The sequence below is a fragment of the Planctomycetaceae bacterium genome (assembly GCA_039680605.1).
Classification (GTDB): domain Bacteria; phylum Planctomycetota; class Phycisphaerae; order SM23-33; family SM23-33; genus JAJFUU01.
On sequence record JBDKTA010000064.1, the window covers coordinates 1 to 18,278 of the forward strand.

At 61.5% G+C, this 18,278-nt stretch carries 15 protein-coding genes and 1 tRNA gene; 7 read left to right on the top strand and 9 right to left on the bottom strand.

What is annotated here, in order from left to right:
* Positions 1-483 precede the first annotated feature (483 nt).
* The gene (locus ABFD92_18955; protein ID MEN6506622.1) at positions 484-1,665 is read right to left on the bottom strand and encodes a glycoside hydrolase family 57 protein; all 1,182 of its coding nucleotides are present in this window, start codon (positions 1,663-1,665) and stop codon (positions 484-486) included.
* Between the two features lie 603 nt (positions 1,666-2,268).
* On the opposite strand from ABFD92_18955, the gene ABFD92_18960 reads away from it, so the two are divergent.
* Positions 2,269-3,330 (top strand): lactonase family protein, encoded by a 1,062-nt coding sequence (locus tag ABFD92_18960; protein MEN6506623.1) that lies wholly within the window; start codon positions 2,269-2,271, stop codon positions 3,328-3,330.
* 473 nt (positions 3,331-3,803) lie between these two features.
* Here ABFD92_18960 and ABFD92_18965 read toward each other — a convergent pair whose 3' ends face one another.
* From ABFD92_18965 to ABFD92_18985, 5 genes are all read right to left on the bottom strand, one after another.
* Positions 3,804-4,835, bottom strand: a complete 1,032-nt coding sequence (locus tag ABFD92_18965; GenBank protein MEN6506624.1) for a hypothetical protein — start codon at positions 4,833-4,835, stop codon at positions 3,804-3,806.
* Positions 4,836-4,849: 14 nt separating this feature from the next.
* Positions 4,850-5,050: a hypothetical protein gene (locus tag ABFD92_18970; protein MEN6506625.1), complete on the bottom strand. Its 201-nt coding sequence runs from the start codon at positions 5,048-5,050 to the stop codon at positions 4,850-4,852.
* A gap of 58 nt (positions 5,051-5,108) precedes the next feature.
* Positions 5,109-5,324 carry a hypothetical protein gene (locus ABFD92_18975; GenBank protein ID MEN6506626.1) on the bottom strand — a complete coding sequence of 72 codons (216 nt, stop codon included), beginning with the start codon at positions 5,322-5,324 and terminating at the stop codon, positions 5,109-5,111.
* 736 nt (positions 5,325-6,060) lie between these two features.
* A complete protein-coding gene (locus ABFD92_18980; GenBank protein MEN6506627.1) occupies positions 6,061-6,981 on the bottom strand; it encodes a sigma-54 dependent transcriptional regulator in 921 nt (306 codons plus the stop codon).
* A 310-nt stretch (positions 6,982-7,291) separates the two neighbouring features.
* Positions 7,292-8,515, bottom strand: coding sequence for a PQQ-binding-like beta-propeller repeat protein (locus ABFD92_18985; protein MEN6506628.1), 1,224 nt, complete (start codon positions 8,513-8,515; stop codon positions 7,292-7,294).
* Between the two features lie 191 nt (positions 8,516-8,706).
* On the opposite strand from ABFD92_18985, the gene ABFD92_18990 reads away from it, so the two are divergent.
* Both ABFD92_18990 and ABFD92_18995 read left to right on the top strand, forming a co-directional pair.
* Complete coding sequence (locus ABFD92_18990; protein MEN6506629.1) at positions 8,707-9,315, top strand: PEP-CTERM sorting domain-containing protein; 609 nt, start codon at positions 8,707-8,709, stop codon at positions 9,313-9,315.
* Between the two features lie 223 nt (positions 9,316-9,538).
* Entirely contained in the window at positions 9,539-11,098 is a 1,560-nt protein-coding gene (locus ABFD92_18995; protein MEN6506630.1) for a hypothetical protein, read from the top strand.
* Positions 11,099-11,154: 56 nt separating this feature from the next.
* Here the strand turns inward: ABFD92_18995 and ABFD92_19000 are convergent, their stop codons facing one another.
* Positions 11,155-12,066, bottom strand: a complete 912-nt coding sequence (locus ABFD92_19000; GenBank protein ID MEN6506631.1) for a glycerol kinase — start codon at positions 12,064-12,066, stop codon at positions 11,155-11,157.
* A 182-nt stretch (positions 12,067-12,248) separates the two neighbouring features.
* Here ABFD92_19000 and ABFD92_19005 point away from each other — a divergent pair.
* The 3 genes from ABFD92_19005 to ABFD92_19015 all read left to right on the top strand — a co-directional run bounded on the left by ABFD92_19005 (position 12,249) and on the right by ABFD92_19015 (position 14,355).
* Positions 12,249-12,322 (top strand) — tRNA-Val (locus ABFD92_19005).
* A 197-nt stretch (positions 12,323-12,519) separates the two neighbouring features.
* Complete coding sequence (locus tag ABFD92_19010; protein ID MEN6506632.1) at positions 12,520-13,350, top strand: TIM barrel protein; 831 nt, start codon at positions 12,520-12,522, stop codon at positions 13,348-13,350.
* Between the two features lie 24 nt (positions 13,351-13,374).
* Complete coding sequence (locus ABFD92_19015) at positions 13,375-14,355, top strand: aldo/keto reductase (protein ID MEN6506633.1); 981 nt, start codon at positions 13,375-13,377, stop codon at positions 14,353-14,355.
* Between the two features lie 145 nt (positions 14,356-14,500).
* Here the strand turns inward: ABFD92_19015 and ABFD92_19020 are convergent, their stop codons facing one another.
* Complete coding sequence (locus ABFD92_19020) at positions 14,501-15,445, bottom strand: SDR family oxidoreductase (protein MEN6506634.1); 945 nt, start codon at positions 15,443-15,445, stop codon at positions 14,501-14,503.
* Positions 15,446-15,601: 156 nt separating this feature from the next.
* Between ABFD92_19020 and ABFD92_19025 the strand changes: the two genes are divergently transcribed.
* Entirely contained in the window at positions 15,602-16,795 is a 1,194-nt protein-coding gene (locus tag ABFD92_19025) for a PQQ-dependent sugar dehydrogenase (protein ID MEN6506635.1), read from the top strand.
* Positions 16,796-16,908: 113 nt separating this feature from the next.
* Here ABFD92_19025 and ABFD92_19030 read toward each other — a convergent pair whose 3' ends face one another.
* Positions 16,909-18,210 (bottom strand): alpha-L-fucosidase, encoded by a 1,302-nt coding sequence (locus ABFD92_19030; protein ID MEN6506636.1) that lies wholly within the window; start codon positions 18,208-18,210, stop codon positions 16,909-16,911.
* Positions 18,211-18,278 lie beyond the last annotated feature (68 nt).

Sequence of the window (18,278 nt, forward strand, 5' to 3'; positions counted from 1 at the left end):
CAGACCTGCCATCGCGGCCTATCGCCCGGACTTCTCCCGCGGTCTACTCTCAACTTTCTACTCTCTGGCAGTCGTAACAGGTTGCAGATATATAAGCTGCGGTGTGCCAGAAAAGAATGTCGCTCACCATCTTCCTCTGAGCCTGTGCGTCTGAGGATTTTGCTTCCGCGGGCCTGCCTTGCCCCGTAGGGGCAAAGCGTTCTCAGCCCAGGGCGCAGGGCTGAAGGCTGCGACAGCAGAATTCAGGCCAAGCCCTGGGTCCGGGTCCCCTCCGCATCGAGCCCCGTAGGGGCGGACGGAATCGTCTGCCATCATCACGGCCGCCCCGCCGGGGCTCATTGAATCCACGCATCATTCCCAGGGCTTGGGCGGCTTCGCTCGCCCCGCGCCCTGGGCTAAACACGAAGGCCCCTCTGGGGCCAAAACGCATGAAGCATGGAGTATGCAAAACCTCTGCGTCTCCGTGTCGTGCTCTGCGTCGACCTAGCTCGCCGCGGCGATGCGGGTGCGGACGTTGTCCAGGATGTTCATGTAGTTGATATACGCGTCGTAGGGGCTCTCGTACGGATTGAAGTACTTGTGTACGTCGCCGTCGGAAAACCACTTGGTACACATGTAATAGAAATGATCGCTCGTCTGCAGCCGCCGCCAGTCGTGGATCAGGTCCATATCGCCGGTGGCCAGCACCTCGTCGGCCAGGGCGTACACGTCGTGCAGGGCGTTGGCCTGCATCGAGTTGCCCAGCCAGGCCGACAGGTCCCGCTCGGTGTCGGCCCAGGAGATCATGTGCGGCACGTCGATCTGACCGGAGGGCTCGTAGCGGTCCAGGGCCTGCGAGACGGTCTGGAAGTCGTTCTTGCCCCCGCTCATCACCTTGGCGGGCAGGGCGCGCAAAAAGTCGAAGATCCCCGTGTCGGCCCACTGGTGCTCGCCGAAGGTCTCGTAGTCCATGAACAGGTTGCAGACGTATCCGCATCCGTTGATCTGGTCGACCCAGCGGGCGAACTTCTCTGTCGTCAGCGGCCATTCCGCCCATCCGCGGTTGGAGAAGCGAAAGGCGATATCGTCGCTGAGGCGGTAGTTCTTCATCATCAGCCGCAGGTGGTCGCAGTTGGGCGGGCGGTAGATGAAGTTGGGGCTGCGGAAGCCCAGGATGTGATCGGCCCCCTCGGTGAGGATCGCGTCGAAGCCCATGTCCTCGACCACGCGGGCCACGTCGTTGTTGTATGTCAGCTCGGTGTTGCGGAACACGCGAGGCCGCTGGCCGAACAGCTCCTCCACCAGCTCGCGATGCATCTTCGTCTGGGCGACGAACTCCTCGCGGTTGTACAGGAACGCCAGGCTGTGGTAGTACGTCTCGGCGATGAACTCGACGCAGCCGGTGTCGGCCAGCCGCTTGAAGCTGTCCAGCGCCTCGGGCGCCCAGCGGCGGAACTGGTCGATAACCGTGGCCGTCAGCGAGTAGCTCACGCGGAAGGCCCCGCCGTGACGCTCGATCAGCTCCTGCATGACGGCGTTGGCCGGCAGGTAGCACTTCTCGGCGACCTTCTTGCAGACGAACTCGTTATGCGTGTCGTCGAAATACGTCGGCGCGGTGTCGAAGATGGTGTAGCGTCGCAGGCGGTACGGCTGATGAACCTGAAAATAAAATACGATTGAAGCCATAAGTACCTATATCGAAGATTCCGTCGCGCCAGGTCAAGGCAAAGTTCTTCGATTGCGGATTTGGTGCGGGGACGGGGAGTGCGGGATTACGCGGATTGAGAGGATTAAAACAAAGATGGAGACGGGCAACGGAGACCACTTTCTTTCGTCCTCGTCCTCGTCCTCGTCGTCGGTTGTTTCTTCAGAGCCTGGGAACGGGGAGTGCGGGATTACACGGATTGAGAAGATTAAGAGGATTAAAACAAAGATGGAGACGGGACCGGAGACCACTTCCTTTCGTCCTCGTCCTCGTCCTCGTCCTCGTCGTCGGTTGTTTCTTCAGAGCCTGGGGACGGGGAGAGCGGGCCCGCCCGCCGGAGCCTTGGCGAAGGCGGGATTACGCGGATTGAAGAGGATTAAGAGGATTAAGAAATGGAGGGGCCAGCAGGTGGACCGCGTCTGGGTGCCACGCACAACTCCGTTGTGCGTGTCCCCGGCCGTGCGCATCGCGGAGGAACACTCAAATTGATCAGGGCGTGCTCCTGGCGGGCCAGCCCCGGTTATCCCCGAAGATTGAGGCGAAGAGTTGATAGACTACTGCTGACTGAGGAGAAGGAGTACTTGGTGATCTACCGCGTCTACATCGGCGGGTATACCGGCCCGCAGAACAAGGGCATCACGGTCTGTGACCTGGATAGCCGCACGGGCAGGCTGAGCAACCCGCGTCTGGCGGCCGAAACGCCCAACCCTTCGTTTCTGGCGATCCATCCCGAAGGCAAGTTCCTCTATGCGGCCAACGAGCTCGATGGAGACGGTGCCGGCTGGGACAGGCTGACGGGGTTCGCCATCGATCCGGCGACGGGGTTCCTCGCCGAGATCAACCAGCATCCCTCCGGCGGGCTGGGGCCCTGCCACGTGTCGCTCGATCCGTCGGGGAAGGTCCTGCTGGCCGCCAACTACGGCAGTGGAAGCATCTGTTCCGTGAGCGTGGATGATCAGGGGCGGATGGGCCCCGCGGGAACGGTCATTCAGCACCATGGCAGCGGCCCGGACCACGAGCGGCAGGAAGGGCCCCATGCCCACGGCATCTATACCGACGCATCGGGCGCCTGGGCGCTGGCCGTCGATCTGGGTCTGGACCGGGTGCTCGTCTACGCCCTCGATGCCGCCGGCGGCACGATGGCGGCAGAGCCGGCATGCGTGGGCGTGGCGCCCGCGGGCGCAGGCCCCAGGCACCTTGCGTGGTCCAACGATGGCAGGCGGGTGTACGTGGTCAACGAGATGGCGGCCTCGGTGAGCGTGTTCGCGTGGGATGCGGCCGCGCCGGCGCTGACGGCAGTGCAGACGGTGAGCTGCTATCCGCGGGAGTATCGCGGAGCCAGATCGGCGGCAGAGGTGGTGCTGCATCCCGGCGGAAGATTCGTCTTCGTATCCAACCGCGGCGACAACAGCATCACGACGATGGCCGTCGGGTCCGATGGGACGCTGAACGTGCATGCCTCATCGCCCTGCGGAGGCAAGTCGCCGCGGCACATCTTCCTGACCCCCGGCGCGGAGTGGATGCTGGTATCGAATCAGGACAGCGGCAACGTAGCCGTGATGAAGGTCAACGCCCAGACGGGGGCAATAGAACCGACAGGATCGCAGGTCCAGGTAAGCAAGGCAACATGTGCGATTGTGGCATGATCCGATAGCGGGCCTGTCGTCATTCCGCAGCCGGGCCCATCCACCTCGCTGAAGGATCCTTACAGTCAGCGACACGCACTCATCCCCCGTCGCCGTAAGGCGACCCTGGAGTGCGGCGGCAGCGACGCCGCCCTGGATGTTTTTCGGACAAGTCAACCCGTCGTCATGCACCGAGGCCGCAAGCCGCAGAAACCCCGGGCGCGCGACCTTCCTGTGCCAAAGTCTCCAGGCCTCTGAAATGGTGATTTCGAGACCAACAACAGCCAAGGCGGCGTCGCTGCCGCCGCACTCCAGGGGGCCCTCCCAGCCCCCTCAGAGGCAACCGATCTGTCTGCGATCTCACCCATTCATCATCTTTCACATGCCGTCTGCCACTTCACCCGAAACGGTTCCTGACTGACTCCTTTCTGACTGACTCCTTTGTTCACCGCCGAATACAACCCTACAACTCGCTGGGCCTCCACATTCGTCCATTAGTCCGCGGGGTATGTGACAAGTAGCCAAGAAGGCGCCTGCTCTTTTGAAGGCGCAGGCGCCGTTGCGGCTGAGTCCTTTCGGATATGCAACTGGCAGTGAGCAGGCACTTCCATTCCGGCTAGGTGGACCCGACATTCTTTCTTGCCGTCGTCGCGAGTCTCCTTCACAATCTTGCCGTGAGACCTCAAGTACTCATAGCATTCGACCAGCGCCTTCTCATCGATATCTGGTCCCGAGACTATCCGGATAGTGGTCTGGTTTCCCTCTCTGGACAACTTGTGAAGGAGCTGCGTGACGGGGAGTCTGCGCTCACCGAATACAAGTATCGCGTTGGGAACATTCAGTAATACTTCCTCTGGGAGGTAAACCTCCCCCAGTTGTGATGCGTCGATAAACGTTGAGCCGGAAGAAAACGGGATGTTGCCGATGCTCCCTCCGTCCTTCATGGCCGGGGACGTTGTCGGCTTGGTGGTTGGCTTTTTGTTCTCATCCACCTGCGGGGTCCAAAGGACAAGCTTCTTTACCCGGGCAGGAGGACGTACAGCATCAACCTCATCGTTCGGCAGTTCCACCAGTGGGACATAATAGTAATGGACATCATCATCCCACCCCGGAAACCTGAGCAGACCAGCATAATTGGAGCCAGACTCGCACGGCGATCTCTTAGCTTTGTCCAGAATGTAAGAGCAAAGGTCAGACAGCAGTCTTTGATTCTTCTCGTCATCGAATGGGCCTACTTCCAGCCGTGCCTGCCTGACAATTCCATCCTTCAACGTGTACTGGACTCCGAGGCACTTGATCGCGCTCTCTTTCCACCGCAACGTCGGCTCGACAATGGTCGCCCTTGTCTCGCCCAAAGGATAGAACGGTGCATAATGGGCCACCGCGCGGGGGCTTTGATTGCGGGCCATGTGAATACCGCAAAGCCGTTCCGGCGGGTCGGCAACCATCGGCAACCGTTCCTGTGCCAATCCTGCTACGCATATGCCTATCGCCACGGAAACGCACCGGATAAAGACCCTAAGCATTCCTTTTGCTCCTCCTACGGATTCGTCGAACTGCCCAGGCGGGTTTCCAGAACCTGCCGGGCCTCATTGAAGTACGCATAGTGCGGCCGCCCCGAGACCTTCAACTGACAGTCGTAATCCCACTCGGCGACGATCCGCCGGTCCAGGCGGCGGCCGATCCGCCACCGGCCCGCCCGCCAGCCCACTGCCGCCGAATTGTCTGCCACTTCAACCATTCATCACTTCTCGCTCACCGCTTCACCCGAAAAGGGTCCTGTCCCGAATGGCACTTCCTTAAGCTACCAGGCGGTCATGCCATTCTTTGCGGGTGATGGTTAGTCTTGAGGTAAAGGGGTCAGAGGTAAAGGGGTCAGGTACATTTGTTTGGCCCGGCGGCGGCGTGCCGGCCGTCTCCAGGTCCCCGTCGCCATCGTCCTTCCAGACCTCCTTGATCCGGTTCCAGGCGTCGTAGACGTCGTGCGAGGCCAGATTGTCCACAATCTCAACCATACGTCCGAGGGCGCCTTTTGTGTCTTCAACATGCCGGCTGTATTTGAGACGAAGGAGCGGCGGATTTCTTCTGAAAAAGTTGAGAATATTTTCATCGGGAAAAGATTTGCACGAAGGGCACTAAAGAGCCCGGCGCGGCCTGTGGCCGCAACCAAAGTCGACGTTGCCGCCGCCGACGCCATTACCAGTTTCGTCGGCCGCCGTCGCCGTGGGACCCCAGGCCCAAAGCCGGCCCCGCGATGACGTCCGTTTGGGGCCTGCCTGCGGCAGGCAGGCCTGCCCAGAACGCCGGCGGCCTTGGTCGTGCTGTGCCCAATCGTCGGAGCCTCTCTGCCGGAAGCCCAAAGCGATAAACTCGCCCCGCGCCTGAAATAAACGTTGCGGTCATGGAAAATCCTTTGCGGAACAAAGAAAGAAATAATGGTACGAAGAGGTGCAATCCAGAAAAGCCTTTGTGGTCTTTGTGCTCTCTGTGGCAAGCTTGTTTCTGGTTTCGGGTACACCGAAGGTTCATGTTCGACTGTGATTGGCCAGCGATCATGGAACATGTCCTTGGCCACGTCGCGCGGCAAAACGCGCGGGGCAAGCCCCGCCGCTAACGATCGACCACGGTTATTGCGCCGGAGGCTGTTCTCGTACTGGAAAGCACTGGTCGAAGGACCATTAGGGAATAGCAATTGCTTACCTTCCCCGAAAGTAGCTGTGAAAAGTACAACAAAGTGCAAGGAAGTGGAAGTCAGGCCATGTTGTACAGGTCGAGCTTTCGCAGGAGGGTGGCGCGGTTGATGTCCAGGATGCGGGCGGCCTGCGAACGGTTGTTGGCGGTGGCCTTGAGGGCTCGGGCGATGGCCATGCGTTCGGCCTGTTCGATGGTCATCACTGCCGCCGGGGCCTCGGCGGCTTGAGCGGCGGTCGGGTCCTGCTGGGAGATCAGCGCCTGGGCGAGCGTCTGGGCGTCTTGCCCCGTGGCGTAGAGGCGCTCGACCCAGCTCGACAGCTCGCGGATATTGCCCGGCCAGTTGTACGCCGCCAGCACCGCGCGAACGGCCGACCCGACATGCATCGCCGGTCGCTGGTACCGCACGGCGCAGCGCTGGCGGAAATAATCCAGCAGCGGCTCGATGTCTTCCTTGCGCTCGCGCAGGGGCAGCAGTCGCAGGCAGACGACGTTGAGGCGGTGGAACAGGTCGGTGCGGAACTTGCCTGCCGCCACTTCCTGGGCCAGGCTGCGATTGGTCGCGGCGACGAATCGCGTGTCGACCTTGGCCGGCGCGGTGCTGCCGACGGCCATCACTTCGCCGTCCTGGAGCACGCGCAGGAGCTTGGGCTGGAGGTTGATGGGGATCTCGCCGACTTCGTCCAGGAAAAGTGTTCCGCCTTCGGCGCTGCGGACGAGTCCGAGCATGGCCTGGTCGGCGCCGGTGAATGCCCCGCGAACATGACCGAAGAACTGGCTCTCGAACAGCGTCTCGCTGATCCCGGCGCAGTTGGTGGGAATGAACGGGCTGGCGCTGCGGGGGCTCTTCTGATGCAGCCGCCGGGCGACCAGCTCCTTGCCGGTTCCGCTTTCGCCTTCGATCAGCACGCAGCAATCGCTCTTGGCGACCATGTCGATCAGTTCGGTCACCTGGCGCATCGCCGGCGAAATCGAGATCATTTCAGGTTCAGGTAATTTTACCCTGGAGCTCATTATCGGCCGCCTGTCCGGATAGTTACCGGACAATCAGGACCCAAGCCGGGATCCCGCGGCCTCCAGTTCCTCTGCTACCTAAGCGAACAGATGTGCTTCCTCGCATTCCCGTCCGTGGGACGCCTCTCCGACGATTAAGTATATCACAGAGCCCCATGCTGTAAAGGCACAAAACCGGGTTTTTCGCTGTTTTCCATGGACGCACCGACGTGACAAAGAAAAGGCCGGAAGGACGCGTTGCCGCCCTTCCGGCCCTGAATCCATGCACTATGCCGCGTTATTGAGCCTTGATGGAATAGACGTACAGAGTGTCGTCGTAGCGAAGCAGCAGAGAGCCGTTGGTGACGACGGGGTGGGCCCAGCTCGGGCCCTTCCCGGCGACCTGGATCTTGCCGGTGATCTTGAGGCCTTCCGGCGAGGCCGCTGCCAGGGCGGCCTGTCCGTCCTTTTCGCCGAAGAGATACAGCATGCCGTCGGCCCAGATCAGGGAGCCTTTGCCCACGGCGGGGTGCTTCCACTTGGTCTTGCCGCTGGCCAACTCGATGCAACTGACGCCGCCGCCATTGTCGCCATAGACATGACCGCCGTCGAGCACGAACCCGCCGTGATGGCAGACCATGTCCTTGCTGCGGTACGCCTCGGTGGCTGTCACCTTGCCGTCGGCGACATCGAGCTTCAGGCACACTGCGCCCCTGCCGTATCCCACCGCCCAGAACAGATACCCGTCCGAGAACATCGGGGAGGGGCAATTGGCCGTGTTGCCTGCGGCGAAATCGTTTGTCCAGAGCGTCTTGCCGGTCTTGGCGTCGACGCCGATGAGACCGCCGGCCGTGCCGTTGATGATCATCGACACGCCCTTGTACTCGACGGCGATGGCCGAGCAGTAATGCGCGGCGCCGAACTTTTCCGACTGCCAGATATTCTTGCCGGTCTTCTTGTTCAAGGCCACCATGCACGCCGTGCCGCCGGGGGTGACGACGGCCATCTCGCCCGTCACCAGCACCGATTCGGCAAAACCCCAGTGGGGTTTCTTGCCGGCGAACTCGCTGAAGTTGCGCGTCCAGACTTTTTCGCCGGTCTTGGCGTCGCAGCAGACGACCAAGCCCGACCCGGCGACGAGGTACAGCTTGCCGTCGTCATAGGTCGCCGAAGAGCGGGCGCCCGGCCAGGAGGTCTTGAACGCCGGACCGACGACCTTGCTCCAGAGCTTCTTGCCCTGGGTGTCCAGGCAGGTCAGCACCAAGTCGTCGCCCTTGTCGCCGGTGATGTAGATCTTGCCGTCGACCCAGGTCGGGCTGGAGTAGCCTGACCCGATCCCCTGGGCCTTCCACAGCAGCTTGGGACCGCCGGCGGGCCATTCCTTGAGCAGGCCCGTGTCGGTGCTGCGCTTGTCGCGCTGCGGTCCCGACCAGCAGGGCCAGTCGGCCCGGGCAAGGGTCCATCCGGACAAGACGATAGCCGCCGCAACCACCGCCGCCGCCAATTTGCATTTCCGTGTCATAAACAATCCTTTAGTGAAGCCCCTGGGGGCGACGGAATTGTACCAGTTGCCCCGCCAATAATCTACGTGCTCCTACGGCGGAATCTCCCGGAATTAGTATTGCATTTTTCAGATGTGCTTGTATAATGAGCGAGTCTAAAAGGAGAGGTTTAGACCGAATCACTTAGCCGGTTCCGAGAAACGAGGACAAGATGCGATCCTATGCTGCCGCGGTAACGTGCCTGGCTCTGTGTGTAGCTTCAGCGAGCGCCGGAATCACCGACTATGCTATCGCAAACGACGGCGACGGCGCGATCAATTGCGTCGTGGACAGTTGGGCCGACGAGGGCGCAGAGACATATTCGATGACGATCGTGGGCGATCAGTTCTGGGGACCCGGGCACATGGTCGGCGAGTTCACGGTCGACAATGATCCGACCGTTCGGGTTCGCAACATCATCGACAACGAGACATCTTCCGCCTGGATCGGCTATCGCGTCAACGTCTTCCTGGCCAATCCATTCATGGTCTCCACGGCGCCCGCCGATCTGCTGGTGTACGGCCCGACCGATTGGACAGCCACTCTCACCCAGAGCGCCACGTGGAACGGCACGGCGTATCAAGCCATCATCGACTACACCGGTGGAACACCCATCGCCGTCGGCGAGACTTTGGACTTCGGCTACAAGTTTATCTTCCAAGGCACGGTGCAGTACTGCCAGGAAATGATTCCGATCTCGCTTGCGATCCCTGAGCCGGCAACGATGTCGCTGCTGGCCATCGGCGGCCTTGCTGCCCTGCTCCGCCGCAAACGCAGCTAACCATCTTTCTCAAGACGATCCCCGCACGGGCGGCCCCAACCAGGCCGCCCGTTGCTTTGCGCTGCACGCGAAAAAGCGCCCGGGGGGAGGTGAGAATAAATTCTCTATGTCCGCGGGATTGGCGCTATAACTCCTGCAGGGGCGACGTCAGGCCAGGGACCCGAAGAAGCACTTAGCGGCGGCGGGCCGGAGCCGCCTTGCACTTCAAAGGAGGACGGGAGAAATGGCAACAGTACTGATCAGCCGACTCATGATCGCGGTGCGCGCGGCGGCGACGGCCGCAATCCTGCTCATGCCTGGTCCGCTTCAGGCGGCGCTGGGGCCCGACGACCTGCCGGGCCTCAACGAGGAAATCGTCATCACCGACAGCGTCGAGTACCTCATCGGCGCCGGTCAGACCGGGACCTGGGCCGGCACGTTCACGGTGCAGGCCGGCGGCAGCCTGACCATCACCAACCTGGGCACGCTCGACATTCCCTTCGGGGCCGTCAGCAGTTCGTCGGCGACATTCAGCCTGGTGAACGCCGCTACGATGGATGTGGGGAATTTCAACATGCAAAGCTATGCCGGCACGTTCAACGTCTCCAACGAGAGCACGCTGACTAGCGGCAACTGGAACATCGCCCACAGCGGCGCGGGAACGCTGACCCTGTCCAACTCCGGCACCGCGAACCTGACTAATTTAAATTCCAGTACCTACGGCGGGCAGACCAGCTTCGTCAACACCGGCACGCTGAACATCAACAACTTCAATGTGCTGGACCAGAACGACAAGACCACCATCAACAACTCGGCATCGCTCAACGTCAACAACATCAACATGACCGCCAACGGAGCAATGGGGTTCGTTGAGCTGGCCAATACCGGAACGGTCCAGTCGGGCACAGTCAATATCAACGCCAACTACGGCGGCACCGTCAACATCGACGGCCAATTCGGCTCGGCGACCATCGACAGCCTCAATGGTCAGGCCAACGGTTCCAGCCACGGTAAGTCCAGTGCGATCAACATCCTCAACGGGTACATGGACATCGCGCACGAGAACTTCAACGTCCACAATGCCCAGATCAACATCCAGAACAACGGCTACGATGCCATCGGCACGATGAACGTGACCTGCACGGGCACGACGGGCGTCCTGAACCTTCAGAACAACGGCACCTTCATCCTGGAGACTGGAAACTTCAACGCCTACACCGGCGGTCAGATCAACCTGGCCAACAACGGCTGGCTTGAGGGCAACGAAATGTGGATTCTGGCCCAATCGGCCGATGAGGCATCAAGGGTGGCTCTCTTCAATACCGCCACTTTGCAGCTGTCGCAATTGAGCCTCACCAGCACCGGAGCCGCCACTGTTGGTTTCCAGAATAACGGCGTCCTCGACGCCGACAAGGTTTCCATCAGCACTCTGTTCGGCGGCAAGACCGGCGTCAACACGCTATTTGGTCAGTTCAACGCCGAGGACATCGACTTCGACGTGGACTATTCTGTCGACGGCCTGCCGCAGATCGCCGTGCTTGCCTATGGTCACCTCAAGGCCGATGGCACCTTGACCATCGAGGGCTCTGCCGTTGACAAGGCGTTCCTGGACAGCTCGGAGGCGGCATTCTTCGTCTACGACGATCAGGGCAAGACGTACCTGGTGGCCTTCAACGGCAGCAATCCGCCGGCCGTGGTGCCCGAGCCTCTGACGCTGATCGGAGGCGTTCTGGGCTGCGCCGCCGTGGCGTGGCGCCGACGCCGGTGGATTCGCAAGCATCTCCGCGGCGCGGGGACGAAATGAATCCTGTGCGTGTGAGGCGGGCAGCCATAAAGAAGCCGCCCGTTGCCTTCGCCCCCTCAATAGGACTGCACATCGAATCGCAAGAGTTTGCGAGGTAGAACGTCATCCAGATTCTGCACGTCAGCTTCATTGAGTTCGATTAGCTTGAAGGCGTATTTCTGGTACACCGCCTGCTTCTGCTCTTTGCGGGCCTGATATTTTGCGTCATCTTCAATCCCCCAGTACTCGATGTAGACTTTGCCCGAAGGAATATAGAAGTCGCAGTAAACGTCTTCTTCCACCGGCAGTTTCCGCTCGTAGGCGTGAACAATTTCGGCCATATACAGCCAATTGTCGATGAGCATCTCCGCCTTTGATCGCACGAAATGTCCATCGGCTGCGCGGTGTTTAGCCTCGAACTTCTCTCGAAATGCAACAGCCTCGCTTTTGGTCGCTTGCGTATGGCCCCCTGCTGGAGCGATCCCGACAACTTCCTCAATGCTGGAAACAAGCGTACTGTTCTGAAGGAGGTCTTCAGGCCAGACCACGTACGGGACTCCGGTTTTCGGATGCTCCATCTGCTTGCCGCCGACCCTGCGGCCTTGCTCGCTGATGTTCCATCCCTTAATCCCCTTGCTGATCCAGCCCAGCTCCGAAAGCACGGAATTGATCCGTTGCGGCGAAAGGTCGAACCGTTTCCCGATGGTCGTTGCCGAGATGATCCTACTATCATGAGCAAGGTCTTCGGGGTCGGCGCCTTCGGCAGCAAATATCGGATCAGATGCCAGTGCCTCAGGCCATCCAATGTACCGCCCGTATTGCTTGCTCTCGATATAGTCCCCGCCTTTCTGACGCCCCAGTTCGGTCAGGTGCCAGTCATCGCCTGTCTTCTCCACCAGCCCCCGGGTCTTCAGGATCGCAAAGACATCGCCCGGCTTCATGCCCATCGTCTTGGCCAGCGCAGAGGTGGAAACACGTTTGATATTCATATTCGTCTCCCTTTACGACATCACGACAAGTCACACTTTACGTCCGCCCCAACCCGCCGGTCAATGCGTGTCCTTGCCCTTTCTTATGAGATCCGCCCCGTCGCATGTCATGCGCCACATAGAAACTCCCCGCTTTGCCTTGACTTGCGCATGGACGTTGACTATAAACTACTCTGACCGAAGGGCCGCTAGCTCAGTTGGCTAGAGCGCCTGCTCGACACGCAGGAGGTCACTGGTTCAAGTCCAGTGCGGCCCATTACGAGGATGTCGCCTGAGATCATGTTTACCGCGGCCCGATCGGTCGCGGCTCATGCCGTTCAGCCAAGCCCACTCTCCTATCGATCATGACGTCTTGGACCTTTTTTGTCGCCCGCGGATGGAGGGATTGGTAAAGTCTTCATCTGGCGCCGACCGCGGCCGCCTGCCGTTTGCCTGCTGCTTTGAAGGATTTCCATGATCACCATCAGTGCTTTCGCCGACGAGATTGGACCGGACCTCACGCTCCAGATGGATACCTGCCAAGCTGTCGGCGTGCGGCACATCGACGTGCGCGGCATCGACGGGGTGAACGTCTCGGCCTTTACGCCCGCCCAGGCCAAGGACTACCGCCAGCGTCTCGACGGCCGCGGGTTTTCAGTGCCGTGCATCGGTTCTCCCATCGGCAAAATCACGATGGACGACGACTTCGACGCTCATCTGGATTTGCTGCGGCGGTGCTTCGAGGTCGCCGACATTTTCGGCACGCGCCTGGTGCGCATCTTCAGCTTCTACGGCGGCGCGGGCAAGAAGATCGCCGACCAGCGGGCCGGCGTACTCGACCGGATGGCCGCCATGGTGCGACTGGCCGAGGACGCCGGATTCATCCTCATGCACGAAAATGAAAAGGCGATCTACGGCGCCAAGCCGCAGGGTGTGAGAGACCTGCTGACGAGCATCCGCTCGAAGAACCTGCTGGGGGTCTTCGACCCTGCCAACTATGTCGAGGAAGGCGTAAAGCCCTTTGATGAAGGATGGGCGGCGGGCCTGGCGGAAATGACGCAGTATTTCCACGCCAAAGACAAAGACGAAACCAAGGGCATGTGCGTTCCCGTCGGCACGGGCCAGGGGCAGTTCGCGGAGATCTTCGCCGACATGGCGAGGCGCGAGTGGTCAGGCGTCGTCACGCTCGAACCGCACCTGGCGGCCGCAGGTCAATTCAGCGGGCACACCGGTCCACAGATGTTTGCCACCGCCGCCCGGGCGCTGCAGGATCTCTGCACGCGCGCGGGGCTGGACTATTGCTGAAAACGCTTCGTTGGAGAAAACATTATGCAGTACGCGTATCTCGGTCGAACGGGAATGAAAGCCAGCCGCCTGTGCCTGGGCACGTGGAACTTCGGCACGTATACCGACGAACCGGAGGCATTCCGGATCATGGATACGGCGATTGAGAGCGGCATCAATTTCTTCGACACGGCGAATCACTATCCCGACTTCGTCAACTGCGGGCGCAGCGAGACGTTTATCGGCCGCTGGTTCGCCCAGGGCGGTCAGCGGCGCGAGAAGGTCGTCCTGGCGACGAAGGTCTCCCAGCCGATGAAGGACCCCCTCGACGGACCCAACGACGAGCAGGGCCTGTCGAAGTACATCATCCGCCGCCACGCCGAGGGCTCACTGCGGCGGCTGCAGACCGATCACATCGAGCTGTACCAGATGCACCACATCGATCGGCGCAGCACGTGGGAGGAAATTTGGGAGGCCTTCGAGATCCTCGTGCATGCGGGCAAGATCGACTACGTCGGCGGCAGCAACTTCGCCGGCTGGCACATGGCGATGGCGCAGGCGGCGGCGGCCAAGCGAAACTTCTTCGGTCTGGCCAGCGAGCAGCACAAGTACGGCCTCATGTGCCGCCTGCCGGAACTGGAAGTGCTGCCGGCCGCCAAGGCGCTGGGCATTGGGGTGCTGTCGTACAGCCCGCTGCACGGGGGCTTGCTCAGCGGTCACGTGCTCAAGACCGAGCCCGGATCGCGCATCGCAAGCTGGGGCGGATGCCCCGAGCACCTGCGCGGCAAGTTGGAAGCTTATGAAAAACTCTGCCGCGAGCTGGGCGCCCCCGAGGCGGCCGTCGCGCTGGCGTGGGTGCTGGCGCACCCGGCAATGACCAGCGTAGTCATTGGACCGCGAACCGCTGCGCAGGTCACCACCGCCCTTCGCGCTCTGGAAGTGAGCCTGGACGAATCAGCCATGAAACGGCTGGACGAGCTGTTCCCCGGTCCCGGCGGGCAGACGCCCGAAGCGTATGCGTGGTAGCGTTGGCGTGATTGCGGATTTTTGATTTCGGATTGCGGATTAAGTTCGCGCGATTGCCGGGTGGCCTGGCGACACGAGAAAGTTGTCTCCCCTATTTCAGTCCCTGTAGTCCCTGTAGTCTTTGGGGTCCTTTTGTCGCCGCTTCTCAGCACAAGTTCGCCTTGTACCAGTCGATGGCCTTGGCCAGGCCTTCCTCGAAGTAGACCTTGGGCGTGTAGCCGATGGTCTTCTGGGCCAGCGCGACGTCGGCCAGCGAGTGCTTGATATCGCCGGCGCGGGCGGCTGCGTAGTTGGCCTTGGCGTTGACGCCCAGGAGCTTGCCCAGTTGGTCGAGGATCTCGTTGAGGCTGGTGCGCCGGCTGCAGGCGATGTTCATCGCCCGCCCGTCGCAGACCTCGGCGGGCACGGTGGCGGCGCGATAGTTGGCGTCGCAGACGTTGTCGATGAAGCAGAAGTCGCGGCTTTGTTCGCCGTCGCCAAAGACGGTCGGGCGCTGTCCCTTGAGCAGGCCCGAGACGAACGCGGGGATGACGGCAGCGTAGGCGCCGCAGGGGTCCTGGTAAGGCCCGAAGACGTTGAAGTATCGCAGGCAGAGGGTTTCCATTCCGAAAGCGGCGGCATAGGCGCGCATGTAGACTTCGCAGGCGACCTTGCTGGAGGCGTAGGGGCTGATGGGCAGCGGGACCATGCCCTCGTGCTTGGGCGATTCGACCTGATCGCCGTAGGCGCTGCTGCTGGCGGCGAAGACCACTCGCTTGACGCCGGCGGCGCGGGCGGCTTCGAGAACGCAGACCGTGCCGTTGACGTTAATGTCGTGGCTGGTGACGGGGTCCTGCACGCTGCGGGGCACCGACCCCAGAGCCGCCTGGTGAAAGATCGCCGCACAACCGGCGACGGCTTTGTCGACCGCGGCTCGGTCCCGGATGTCGCCTTCGATCAGGTCGATCCGGTCGACGACATCGATAAGGTTCTCGCGCTTGCCGGTCAGAAAATTATCCAGCACGACAACCTCGTGGCCTTTGGCCAGAAGATATCGCGTCAGGTTGCATCCGATAAATCCGGCCCCGCCGGTCACCAGGTACTTCGACATAGCATTCTCCAGTTTCGCCACAAGCAGCATGCAAAGGCCAAGCCGCGATGTCAGAGCCCCTTCTGTCGCCCCCGGCAGACTAAAGTATATAAGAGCACGCCGCGGCGGTCAGTAAATTCATCCACAACGTCTTCATCGTCTAGCAGGAGAGTGAAGATGAACAAACGATGTGCCGTGTTTCTGGCGGGGGCGCTGACAGCCGCAGCCTTGTGCTGCATCGGATGCACCGACCTGGGGGACAGGCCTCAGCACAAGCCCGGCGATCGATACTCGTTCGAGGGCGTCTCGTTCCGGATCGAGACCGTCGCGGCCGACCTGACCGTGCCGTGGGCGCTGGCGTGGCTGCCCGACGGCCGCATGCTCATCACCGAACGTCCCGGCGTCGTGCGCGTGCAGGCCCGCCCAGGCCAGACGGAGGTGCTGGCCCGCATCGACGAAGTCGACCAAAGCGGCGAAGGCGGACTGATGGGCGTGGCCGTCTCGCCGGACTTCAGCCGCGACGGGTGGATCTATCTGGCCTACACCGCCCGCGACGGCCGGCGGCAACTCAAGAACATGGTCGTGCGTTACCGCCTGGACGCTGGTCGTCTCGTCGAGAGAACGGTGCTGCTGGACAACCTGCCCGCCCGGACATACCACAACGGTCTGCCGCTGGCCTTCGGGCCCGACGGAAAGCTCTACGCCTCCACCGGCGACGCGGGCAAAGGGCAACTGGCGCAGGAGATGGAGTCGTTGGCCGGCAAGTTCGTCCGCCTCAACGCCGACGGGACCGTGCCGGCGGACAATCCCTTCCCCGCCCAGGCGGGGCAGGAACGCTTCGGGATCAACTCGCGGCAATCGGCGATCTGGACGCTGGGGCACCGCAACTGCCAGGGATTGGATTGGAACTCGCGCGGGCAGATGTTCGCCACCGAACATGGGCCCTCGGGAATCGACGGCGGCAGCGGGCTCGACGAGGTGAACCTGATCGAGAGAGGCGGCAACTACGGTTGGCCGCTCCACCGCGGCGGCGACAAGGCCGAAGACTTCGTCGCCCCGATCAAATATTGGGGCGAACCGGCGATCGCCCCATCCGGCGCCACGTTCTATCGCGGAGAAACGAAGAAGTGGAAAGACTGGTTCTTCTTCTGCACGCTGCGGGGACAGTCGCTCTTCGCCATGCGATTTGACCCGGACCAGCCGCAAAAAGTGCTGCGAGTCGAACGGTTGCTGGAGGACCAGTTCGGCCGCCTTCGCGCCGCGGCGATGGGACCCGACGGCCATCTGTACCTGACAACCTCCAATCGCGACGGCAGAGGACGACCCGGCCCCAACGACGATCGCGTGCTGCGCCTGGTGCCGATGGAGTAAGCGATATCAAGCCGCAGAGGTCGCTGAGGACGCTGAGGATGATGTTAACAAGATAGAACAACTTCTTCCCTCAGCGACCTCTGCGACCTCAGCGGCTGATTTGATCTCTCAGATCATTTCGGCTCCGCCAGCTCGATCACAACGACGGTGGCGATTTTGTCGGGGGCTTCTTCTGGGATCGAGACCCAGTCGGTCGCGTTTCCGGGGGTGACCTTCAGCGGCTTGTCCGGCTGGGCCAGCAGGTAAGCCTTCTTGATCTGTCCCACAGGACCCGTCAGGGGGAGCTTGCCGTCCTTGGGCCAGTCGAAGACGTGGGCGTAAAGGGTGTTGCCCTTGAGCGTGTAGCGACCCCAGTCTGGTTTGGGCAAGGGGCTCGGCCGGGTGTCGTAGATGGCCTGGCCGTTGACCTTGAGCCATGCCCCCATCTCTCGCAGGCGCTGGACGCTTTCGGGCGGGATCGTGCCGTCGGACTTTGGCCCGACATTGAGCAGGAAGTTGCCGCCCTTGCTGACCGAGTCGATCAGCATGCGCACCAGCGTCTGGGTCGACTTCCAGTGGTCGTCGCGCGTCTTGAACCCCCAGGTGTTGTTCATCGTCATGCAGGTTTCCCAGTCGCGCCCGGGCGTGCCGGCCTTGGGAATGGTCTGCTCGGGCGTGCCGAAGTCGCCCTTGACGCCGCCGCCGAGGCGGTCGTTGGCGATGATCCCCGGCTGGAGGTTCAGCAGCGGCGCCAGCACAGCGGCCCGCTCTTTGGTAATGTCATATGGCGTGTCCCACCAGAAGATGGAGATCTTTCCGTAGTTGGTCAGCAGCTCGCGCACCTGCGGGGCGGCCTTTTCGGCAATGTACTTTTCCATCGGGACTCGCTGGAGCTGCTTGTCCCAGCGATTGCCCGCTCCGCCGCCGTGGTGCCAGTCCTGCGCCTGAGAGTAATAGAAGCCCAGCTTCATGTCGTGCTTGCGGCAGGCATCGGCGAGCTCCTTGAGCACATCGCGTTTGAACGGCGTGGCCGCGACGATGTTGTAGGGGCTGGCCTTGGAGTCGAACATCGCAAAGCCGTCGTGGTGCTTGGACGTGATGACGATGTATTTCTGCCCGGCGGCCTTGGCCAGCAGCACCCACTGCTCGGCGTCGAACTTGACGGGGTTGAACTGGCCGGCGAGTTTTTCGTACTCCGCCGCAGGGACCCCGGCGTTATTCATGATCCATTCGCCGATCCCGCCGATGTCGCGGCCTTTCCACTGTCCGGCCGGGATGGAATACAGGCCCCAGTGGATGAAGAGGCCGAACTTGGCGTCTCGCCACCACTGCATGCGGGCGTCGCGCTGGGCGGGAGATTCGGCGGGGACGGCAGTATCCGCATTGGCGGGGCAGACCAGGCACAGGGCCAGTGCAATTGGCAGAAGTTTCTTCATGAGCGCTCTCCTTACAGTTTGACGAATCATTGAACACGCAAGGTCGTGTGTTGTTTTGATATTAGCGG